The sequence below is a fragment of the Microbispora sp. NPDC046933 genome (genome assembly GCF_040644635.1).
Classification (GTDB): domain Bacteria; phylum Actinomycetota; class Actinomycetes; order Streptosporangiales; family Streptosporangiaceae; genus Microbispora.
In genome coordinates this window covers 47,683-56,701 of record NZ_JBEYWW010000050.1, presented here as the reverse complement: position 1 = coordinate 56,701, position 9,019 = coordinate 47,683, and the positions used below count along the sequence as shown (strand labels likewise).

Below are 9,019 nucleotides of genomic sequence, written 5' to 3'. Positions count from 1 at the left end.
CGCTCCGCCCACACCAAAATGATGGACCACAGTTGGACGGCGCGGCACGCCCGTCGGGGCGCCCCGGCCACGCCGGTGTCGGCGGGTCCCTCAGCCGGCTCCGTACGCGGCCCTCAGCTTGGCGAAGGCGGCGTCGGTGCCCTGGAGGGCCCGGTCGATCTCCTCGTCGGTGTGCGCGGCCGACAGGAACCAGTTGTGCCAGGGATGGAGGTAGACCCCCTCCTCCAGGCAGGCCCCGGCCCAGGCGATGCCCTTCTCCAGCGTGTCGTCGCCCTCGAAGGACAGCCACGGCACCTGCACCGGGCCGGTCTGGCGGACCACGAAGCCGTGCGCCGCCGCCTGGGCGGCGAGCCCCTCGCGCAGCCGGGTCCCGGCCCGGTGCATGAGCGCGACGCCGTCGGTCTCGCGCAGGATCTCGATCGTCGCCTTGGCGGCGGCCATGGCCGTGGCCGAGAACCAGAAGGAGCCGGTCGAGTACAGCGTCTGGGCCGCCCCGCGCAGCGCGTCGGTCCCGGTGAGCGCCGCGATGGGGAAGCCGTTGGCCATCGCCTTGCTCCAGGCCGTCAGGTCGGGGCGCACGCCGAGCGGCTCCCACGAGCCGCGCAGGTCCAGCCGCCACCCGGCGCGCACGTCGTCGATGACCAGCGCGGCGCCGATCCGGTCGGCCAGCGCGCGCACCCCCCGGGCGAACTCCGCGTCGGCGTGCTCCTGGTCCTCGAACGAGTCGTGCTTGAACGGGGTGACCAGGATGGCGGCGACGTCGCCGTCCGCCTGGGCCGCGGCGGCCTCGGCGCTCGCGAGGTCGTTGTAGGTGAACTCGATCGTGTCCGCCCGCTGGTTGGGGGTGACCCCGGACAGGCCGGGCGTGCACCAGGGATCGGCGCCGTGGTAGGCGCCATGGGCGACCAGCGCCTTGGTCCTGCCCGTCGCCGCCCTCGCCACCATCAGGGCCTGGGTGGTGGCGTCGGTGCCGTTCTTGGAGAACATGGCCCAGTCGGCGGAGGGGATGAGGTCCACCAGCAGCTCGGCGAGCTCCACCATGACCGGGCCGGGGCCGTTCAGGCAGTCGCCCTCCGCCTGCTGCGCCGCGGCGGCGGCCTCCACCCGCGGGTTGCGGTGGCCGACGATCATCGGCCCCCAGCTGCACATCAGGTCGACGTACTCGCGGCCGTCGGCGTCCCACTGCCGGGCGCCCTCGGCCCGCACGAAGAACTGGGGGTAGCGGTCCCCGTGCAGGGCCGCGTTGAGGTGGCCGTACATGCCACCGGGGATGACCTTCGCGGCACGGGCCCGCAGGGAGGCGTCGACGGACATGGGCGGCACTCCTGAGATCGGGGGAATCGGAGAGGTGGGGCGGGGATCAGGCGTCCGGCATGGAGCCGTCCAGCCCGGCGTCGGAGCCGAGCCCGCCCGCGACCCGGGCGGCGACGGCGGTGCCGAGGCGGGCGGCGCCGAGGACGTCCCGGCCGCGCAGCAGTCCCGCGGCGAATCCGGCGCAGTACGCGTCGCCGCAGCCCGTGGTGTCGACCACCGGCACGTCCAGGGCGGGCACACGGGTGACCCCGTCGGCGGTGGCCACGAGGCTGCCGGCCGCCCCCAGGGTGACGATCACGCCCTTCGGGCCCTCGGTGAGCAGCGCGGCCGCGGCCTCCTCCGGCGTCGGCGCCCCGCTGAGCATGAGGGCCTGCTCCTCGTTCGGCAGGAGATAGTCGACGTGGGGCAGGAACGCGCGGACGCCGGGCATGAGGTCGGGCATGTTGGACAGCAGGTCCAGCGTGACGGTCGTGCCGCCCTCGCGGGCCTTGTCGAGCAGTGCGAAGAAGGCGGGGTCGTGCAGGCCCCAGGTGACGTCCATGCCGCCGAGGTGCACGACGTTCGCGCCGGTGAGACGGTCCGCGTCGAGGTCGGCGGTCGCCAGGCCCAGGTTGGCCCCGGGCACGTGGAACGAGGGCCGTCCACCGTCGGGACGGATGGGCAGGATCGAGGCCGCCGTCTGCTCCCCCGGCCTGCGCACCACGCCGCTCACGTCCACACCGTGCCGCGCCATGATCATCAGGAGGAAGTCGCCGAGCTCGTCGTCGCCGACGGCGCCCATCGAGGCGACCGGCACGCCGATCTTCGCCAGGGCCACGGCCGCGCCCGCGGCCGCGCCGGCCGCGGTGATGCGGATCTGCTCCAGCAGGTGGGTGTCCTGACCGGCCGGGATGGACTCGACCGGGCGGGCCAGGACGTCGACGATATGCACGCCGACCGTCACTACCGTCATGAGCGGATAATAGACGGGCGCCCGACTAAAATGTCAACCGAGGTGATGGAGCATGCCGAAGATCGTCAATCACGAGGAGCGCAGGGGCGAGGTCGTCGCGGCGGCCCGCCGCGTCATCCTGCGCGAGGGCATCGAGGCCGCGACGACGCGGGCCATCGCCAAGGAGGCCGGCTACTCCAACGGCGTGCTCACGCACTACTTCGCCGACAAGGACGAGATTCTATTGTCGGCCCTGGAGGCGTCCCATCGCCGGATCACCGACCGGCTGCGGGAGAAGCTGTCGGGCCGCACCGGCCTGGCGGCGCTGCGCGAACTGCTGCTCGACAACGTGCCCCTGGACGACGAGCGGGCCGGGGAGACGGGGCTCGAGGTGGGCTTCTGGGGGCGCAGCCTGACCAGCCCCGGGCTGCTGGAGGTCCAGCGGCGGGAGGCCGCCGAGCTCCGCTATCTGGTGACGAGCCTGCTCAGGTCCGCCGCCGAGGCCGGTGAGATCCGTACGGACGAGGACCTGGAGGACGTCGCGGAACGGCTGCTCGCGCTCGTGGACGGGCTGAGCGTGCACCGGTTGCTGTATCCCGCGCACGTCACCGGCGAGCGGCTGGAACGGCTGATCCTGGGCGAGATCGACCGGCTGCGCCCCTGATCCGGCCGCCGGGAGCCGGTGGCCCCGGCGGCCTCGGGGGGTCGTCAGGCGCTGCGGTGGGGCTCGTACCGCATCGTGCGCGAGACGCCGACACGCACGGTCGTGCCGGGCAGGATCGGCACCGGCTCGTTCGGCGGGATGTCGTAGAAGTTGGGGTCGCCGGGCGGCTGGATCTGGGTGCCGTTCACCGAGCCCAGGTCGAGCAGGTTGACGTCCCAGTTGTCCAGGAAGACCCGCAGGTGCCGGCGCGACACCGAGCCGTCGGGGCTGGTGACCCTGGCCGGCCTGGCCTCGCCCGACTGCACCTCCGGCGCGCGCTCGGGGTCGCGGCCCAGCAGGTAGTCGGCCTCGAGCGGCAGCGCCATGCCGTCGTCGAGCAGCAGCACGCCGAGCTGCGGCCGCGGGCCCTTGTACGGCACCACCGCCCGCTGGTCGATGGGGATCCCGCAGACCGCGCAGTAGGGCGCGCGCGGGTCGTTGAAGTGGTCGTTCTTGCAGTCGACGCCGTAGACCATCGGCCGCTGCTCCGGCTCGGGCGCCGCGTCCATCTGGGTCGCCTCGCCCGGCTCCTCGTCGGCGGGTGCGTGCGGCACCGGCTCGAACGGCCCGCTCGGCGGGCCGTCCGGTCCGCCCAGGTCGTGCGGCAGCCCGCCCAGGTCGTGGGGACCCGAATCGTGCAGCGGGGCCCCCCGGTCCTCGGCGGGCTCGGGCAGCGGGGGCATCGGCTGCGGTCCCGAGTGGTGCACCGGTCCCGGGTCGGAGAGGGCGGGCGGCAGCGGCGGCAGCGGCTGGGAGACGTGGGACGGCGGCTGGACGGGCGGCGGCGCGAGCGGCTGGGACGATCCCGGGGACGGCGCCGCGTGCTCGGGCGACGGCCCGCCGCCGGGCATCGGACCGGCCGGGAACGGCGACACGGGCGGCGGCACGGGCGACGGCACTACGGGCCCGCGCGGGGCGATCGGCTCCGGCGCGCCGATGGGCGGGGGCTGGACGCCCTGCTGACCCTGCTGCGGCTGGGGCGGGCGCGGGGGCAGCGGCGGGAAGGCGAGGTCGCCGTGCCGGGTGAAGTCGCACTCCAGCCCGGCTCCGGTGACCACACCGCCGTCCAGCCTGGCGTACGAGCTCGCCGGGCCCGCCCCGGGCAGGCGCAGCTCGACCCGGGACACCGGGCCGTTGACGAGACGGTCGGTCCAGGTCAGCGCGTCGTGCCCGGCGAGGCGGACCTCGCCGTCGGGGCCTCCCGACACGGTCGCGTACGCGGCCCCGCTGACCAGCACCGCCACGCCGCCCCCCGCCGGCCCGGCGACCGCGCAGGCCACCGGCTCCCCGCCGATCGACCTGTCCATGGCGCGCGCGAGGACCTGGGCCACCCGCCGGGCCAGCGCCCGGCCGTCCCCACCCGTCGTGGCGGTCTCGCTCAGCGCGCCCAGCAGGTCCTCGACCGGCTGGTCTCCGCCGGTGGCGCACACGAGCAGCAAACCGTTCAGATGGGCGACCACGCCCTCCCCCGGCAGCGGGCGGACCACCCCCACGCCCTGTTCCGTCACAGAAGTTCTCCCTCCGGAAACGCCACCGGATGACCGGCACCATCGCCGGCACGCCATGTGCCGGATCGATCACCCCAGAAAGTAGCAAAAAAGAGTGATGAACCGGCCTGCCGGAGCGCGCGACGGGCGACCGAACGGCGCCTGGCCCCGGTCTCGATCAGCACCATAGTCCCCTGCGACGCCGCGCTCACACACCGGTGAACATGCGGTTCACGTCGGCTGTGGCGAGCACGCCGTAGATCTCCCCGCCCCGCTCGACGAGCAGATACTCCGGCGCCGGGGTCTCCCGCATGGCGTCGAGCAGGGACTCCCCCTCCAGGTCGGCGCCGAGCACGAGCGAGGGCTCCAGAGTGCGTGACAGGGCTCCGACGTTCACCCACGGTCTGCGCTGGTCGGGAGTGGCATTGACCGCCGCCTCGTTGACGATGCCGACCGGCCGCCCGTCGTGGTCGACCACCACCATGGCCCCCGCCCCGGCCTCCCGGGCCCGGCGCAGGCCCTCCGACAGCGGCACCTCGGCGGTGACCGGGATCGCCCGGCGGGCCAGCACCCTGGCCCGCAACTGCGGCAGCCGGGCCCGTACACGGGCGACCCGAAGCGACTGGGAGGCCCCGAGCCAGATGAAGGACGCCAGCACCACCGTCCAGAGCATGCTCCCGACGCCGGGCTCCTGCCCGGCCATCAGGTTCGTCAGGAGCGGCACCACGACCACCGCGACCGCCACGCCGCGGCCGACCCACGCGGCGGCCATCGTGCCCGTGCCCGCGTCACGCTTGACCTTCCACACGGCGGCCCGCAGCATCCGGCCGCCGTCGAGGGGCAGCCCGGGCAGGAGATTGAAGATTCCCACGATCAGGTTGGATGACCAGAGCTGCCAGATCAGCACCGCCACGAGCCCGTCGGGCGGGCGCATGAACATGGACAGCGGGTCGACGGGCCCGGTCACGAACGCGACCGCGGAGACCAGGTAACCGATCACCGCGAGGCCCAGCGAGAGCAGCGGCCCGGCGAGCGCGACGTTGAACTCCCGGCCCGCCGTCTCGGGCTCGCGCTCGATCTCCGAGACGCCGCCGAGCATGTAGAGGGTGATCCGGCGCACCGGCAGGCCGTAGTGCTTGGCCACGACGCAGTGCGCCAGTTCGTGCAGCAGCACCGAGACGTACAGCAGGACGGCGAAGACCAGCGCCACCAGGGAACTGCCGACGACCCCGTATCCGGGAAGGCTCGCGGCGAAGAGCGGCTGAAAGCTGTAGGTGATGAACGCCGCCACGATGAGCCAGGTGGGCGAGACGTAGACCGGGATGCCGAACGGCCGTCCCATCCGCAGTCCGGTGGACTCCTTGACCGGTGTGCTCATGTGGCCGCCTTCCCCTCCCACGCCCCTCGATGCTACGCGCCGCGAGGTGAGATCAGCCTAAGAGCTCGCCCGCCCGTCGCGTACCGTGCGATCGGCCCCGTGAGGGCGCCGGAGGGCGGGGCGGGAGCGTTCTGTCGGCCCGGTGTCCTACAGTTCCGGCATGACCCTCGCCGAAGAGCGCGCCATCATCGGGGCGCTTTCCCCCTCCCGGGCCGGTGACTTCATGACCTGCCCCCTGCTCTACCGGTTCAGGGTGATCGACCAGCTCCCCGAGCGGCCCTCGGCCGCCGCGGTCAGGGGCACGCTCGTTCACGCCGTGCTGGAACGGCTCTACGACCTGCCCGCGGAGGCGCGCACGGTCGCCGCCGCGCAGGATCTGCTCGAACCCCAGTGGCGGCGGCTGCTCGCCGAGGAACCCGACTACGCGGGGCTGTTCGAGGACGACGGGGAGCGGGACGCCTGGCTGGCGCAGGCCCGCGGCATGGTCGAGCGTTACTTCACGCTGGAGGACCCCCAGCGGCTGGAGCCCGCCGAGCGCGAGATGTACGTCGAGGTCGTGCTCGACAGCGGGCTGCTGCTGCGCGGCTACATCGACAGGCTCGACGTGGCCCCGACCGGCGAGATGCGGGTCGTGGACTACAAGACGGGCACGGCGCCGGGGCGCGAGTGGGAGGCCAAGGCGCTGTTCCAGATGAAGTTCTACGCGCTGGCGCTGTGGCGGCGCGGCGGCCAGGTCCCCCGGATGCTCCAGCTCATGTACCTGGGCAACGGCGAGATCGTGCGTTACGTCCCCGACGAGGCGGACCTGCGGGCGACCGAGCGCAAGGTCGAGGCGCTGTGGGCGGCCATCGAGCGCGCCGTGCGCACCCGCGAGTGGCGCGCCCGCCGCTCCCGGCTGTGCGACTGGTGCGACCACCAGGCGCTCTGCCCGGAGTTCGGCGGCACCCCGCCGCCCGTGCCCGACCGCGAGCCCGGGCTGTCCGCCCGTGTCAGCAGGAGATCGGCCAGCGACGAACTGTGACGCCCGTGGGGCTCCTCCGTGGGGAGGAGGCGGGATATCCCTCCCGGGCAGGGTGGACGCGGACGGCGAACGCCTAGATTTGGTACGTGCGCACCACCCCCGGCAGTACGCGGTCCTGGCTTCGGGCTCATCCCCTGGTCTCCGACTCGATCCTCGCGGTGGTGCTGACGACCGCGTCCCTGTGGTGGATCGCCGCGGCCGGCCTCGGAGAGGGGGCGGGCTGGCTGCGGTCGGTCCAGCCACGTCCGGCGGACGCGATGAACCTGATCCTGGCGGCGGCCTGCACGCTGCCGGTGGCCCTGCGGCGCAGCCGGCCCTTCGTGCTGCTGGTGGCCACCTGCGTCCCTCAGGCGGCGCTCGACGCACTCCACTACCACCCCGGCCTGAGCGAGTTCGGCGGGCTCGTCCTGCTCTATTCGGTGGCCGCCTACCGGGGGCTGGCGCTGAGCCTGGCCGCCCTCGTCGTCGCCTTCTCCTCCTACGTCTCCAGCGCCCTCGCCGGGGTCATCGCCCCGACCTGGACCGACCACGTCGTCGTCACCGCCGTCCTGCTGTTGTGCTGGGTGTGCGGCCGGGCGCTGCGGCTGCGCCGCGCCTACCTCGCGGAGCTGGTCCAGCGGGCGGACCGGCTGGAACGGGCGCGGGAGGCCGACACCAGGGCCGCCCGGGCGGAGGAGCGCTCCCGCATCGCGCGGGAACTGCACGACGTCGTGGCCCACCACGTCAGCGTGATGACGGTCCAGGCCGCCGCCGCCCGCAAGATGCTCGACACCAAGCCCGACGTCGCGCGGGACGCCCTCACCGCCATCGAGGAGATGGGCCGTACGGCGATGGCGGAGATGCGCAGCATCGTCGGCGTGCTGCGCACCGACGGCCCGGCCGAGCGCCGGCCGCAGCCGGGCATGCACGACCTGCCGGCGCTGGTGGAGCAGATGCGCGAGGCGGGGCTGCGGACCCAGCTGTGGATCGAGGGCGAGCGGCGCGGCCTGCCGCCCGGGGTGGATCTCGCCGCCTACCGGCTCGTCCAGGAGGCGCTGACCAACAGCCTGCGGCACGCCGGGCCCGCCGCCCGCGCCTGGGTCACCGTACGGCACGAGCCGAACGAGCTGACCATCCACGTCGAGGACGACGGGCGCGGCGCGGCGGAGGAGTCGGTGCGGATCGGGGGCAAGGGCCATGGCCTCGTCGGCATCCGCGAGCGTGTGGCGCTCTATGGTGGAGTCCTGCGGATCGGTCCCCGCACCGGGGGCGGGTTCGAGGTCCGAGCCCAGTTCCCCCTCAGTCACAGCCCCCTCAGTCACAGCCCCCTCAAGTGAAGCCCCATCACGCAGAGCCCCTTCAAGGACAGACGATGACGATCAGGGTGTCCCCCTCCACCCGGCGGCCCGCCGCCCACCCCAGGACGGACGCATCATGACGATCCGGGTGTTGCTGGTCGACGACCAGCCGCTGCTGCGCACCGGGTTCCGGTTCATCCTCGAGGCGGAGCCGGACGTCACCGTCGTGGGCGAGGCGGGCGACGGCGCGGTGGCGATGGAGCAGTCCCGGGCCCTGCTGCCCGACGTGGTGCTCATGGACGTCCGCATGCCCGGCACCGACGGCATCGAGGCGACCCGCCGCATCGTACGGGAGGCGGCCCCCACCGCCCACGTGCCGAAGGTGCTCGTGCTGACCACGTTCGACCTGGACGAGTACATCGTGGAGGCGCTGCGCGCGGGCGCGAGCGGCTTCCTCCTCAAGGACGTGCCGCCGGACGAGCTGGTCCAGGCGATCCGCGTGGTGGCGGCCGGCGACGCGATCGTGGCGCCGAGCGTCACCCGGCGGCTGCTGGACAGGTTCGCCACCCGGCTGCCCTCCGCGCACCAGCAGGCCACCCCCGCGCGGCTCGACCGGCTCACCGAGCGCGAGCTGGAGGTGCTGCGCCTGATCGCGAAGGGCATGTCGAACGCCGAGATCGCCGCCCAGCTCGTGGTCAGCGAGACGACCGTGAAGACCCACGTGGGCAACGTGCTGACCAAGCTGGGGCTGCGCGACCGGGTCCAGGCGGTGGTTCTCGCGTACGAGACCGGCCTGATCGTCCCCGGCGCCTTCTCCTGACCTTCGGCCTACGACCACGGGAGGAGCGAGGCGGGCCAGGTCCTCCCGCGGTCGCGGGCGCGAGCCGTACGGGAGGCCGATGCCGGGC

At 73.7% G+C, this 9,019-nt stretch carries 8 protein-coding genes; 4 read left to right on the top strand and 4 right to left on the bottom strand.

Annotation, left to right across the window (positions count from 1 at the left end; translation table 11 throughout):
• Window positions 1-90 precede the first annotated feature (90 nt).
• The gene (locus ABZ857_RS40275; RefSeq protein WP_357054890.1) at window positions 91-1,314 is read right to left on the bottom strand and encodes an aminotransferase class III-fold pyridoxal phosphate-dependent enzyme; all 1,224 of its coding nucleotides are present in this window, start codon (window positions 1,312-1,314) and stop codon (window positions 91-93) included.
• Window positions 1,315-1,360: 46 nt separating this feature from the next.
• Entirely contained in the window at window positions 1,361-2,266 is a 906-nt protein-coding gene (locus tag ABZ857_RS40270) for a sugar kinase (protein WP_357054887.1), read from the bottom strand.
• Window positions 2,267-2,318: 52 nt separating this feature from the next.
• On the opposite strand from ABZ857_RS40270, the gene ABZ857_RS40265 reads away from it, so the two are divergent.
• A complete protein-coding gene (locus ABZ857_RS40265; protein ID WP_357054884.1) occupies window positions 2,319-2,909 on the top strand; it encodes a TetR/AcrR family transcriptional regulator in 591 nt (196 codons plus the stop codon).
• A gap of 44 nt (window positions 2,910-2,953) precedes the next feature.
• On the opposite strand, the gene ABZ857_RS40260 is transcribed toward ABZ857_RS40265, so the two are convergent.
• Window positions 2,954-4,456 carry an FHA domain-containing protein gene (locus ABZ857_RS40260; RefSeq protein ID WP_357054881.1) on the bottom strand — a complete coding sequence of 501 codons (1,503 nt, stop codon included), beginning with the start codon at window positions 4,454-4,456 and terminating at the stop codon, window positions 2,954-2,956.
• A gap of 187 nt (window positions 4,457-4,643) precedes the next feature.
• Window positions 4,644-5,813, bottom strand: a complete 1,170-nt coding sequence (locus tag ABZ857_RS40255; RefSeq protein WP_357054878.1) for a site-2 protease family protein — start codon at window positions 5,811-5,813, stop codon at window positions 4,644-4,646.
• Between the two features lie 160 nt (window positions 5,814-5,973).
• Here ABZ857_RS40255 and ABZ857_RS40250 point away from each other — a divergent pair, with 160 nt between their 5' ends.
• The 3 genes from ABZ857_RS40250 (at window position 5,974) to ABZ857_RS40240 (ending at window position 8,931) form a co-directional block, all read left to right on the top strand.
• Window positions 5,974-6,834, top strand: coding sequence for a RecB family exonuclease (locus ABZ857_RS40250; RefSeq protein ID WP_357054876.1), 861 nt, complete (start codon window positions 5,974-5,976; stop codon window positions 6,832-6,834).
• Between the two features lie 86 nt (window positions 6,835-6,920).
• A complete protein-coding gene (locus ABZ857_RS40245; protein ID WP_357054873.1) occupies window positions 6,921-8,150 on the top strand; it encodes a sensor histidine kinase in 1,230 nt (409 codons plus the stop codon).
• A 97-nt stretch (window positions 8,151-8,247) separates the two neighbouring features.
• Window positions 8,248-8,931 carry a response regulator transcription factor gene (locus ABZ857_RS40240; protein WP_357054870.1) on the top strand — a complete coding sequence of 228 codons (684 nt, stop codon included), beginning with the start codon at window positions 8,248-8,250 and terminating at the stop codon, window positions 8,929-8,931.
• Window positions 8,932-9,019: the final 88 nt, after the last annotated feature.

Excerpts from the sequence above, each read along its gene's own strand:
- ABZ857_RS40275 (WP_357054890.1), bottom strand. The coding sequence starts at position 1,314 with ATGTCCGTCGACGCCTCCCTGCGGGCCCGTGCCGCGAAGGTCATCCCC.
- ABZ857_RS40270 (WP_357054887.1), bottom strand. The coding sequence starts at position 2,266 with ATGACGGTAGTGACGGTCGGCGTGCATATCGTCGACGTCCTGGCCCGC.
- ABZ857_RS40265 (WP_357054884.1), top strand. The coding sequence starts at position 2,319 with ATGCCGAAGATCGTCAATCACGAGGAGCGCAGGGGCGAGGTCGTCGCG.
- ABZ857_RS40255 (WP_357054878.1), bottom strand. The coding sequence starts at position 5,813 with ATGAGCACACCGGTCAAGGAGTCCACCGGACTGCGGATGGGACGGCCG.
- ABZ857_RS40250 (WP_357054876.1), top strand. The coding sequence starts at position 5,974 with ATGACCCTCGCCGAAGAGCGCGCCATCATCGGGGCGCTTTCCCCCTCC.
- ABZ857_RS40240 (WP_357054870.1), top strand. The coding sequence starts at position 8,248 with ATGACGATCCGGGTGTTGCTGGTCGACGACCAGCCGCTGCTGCGCACC.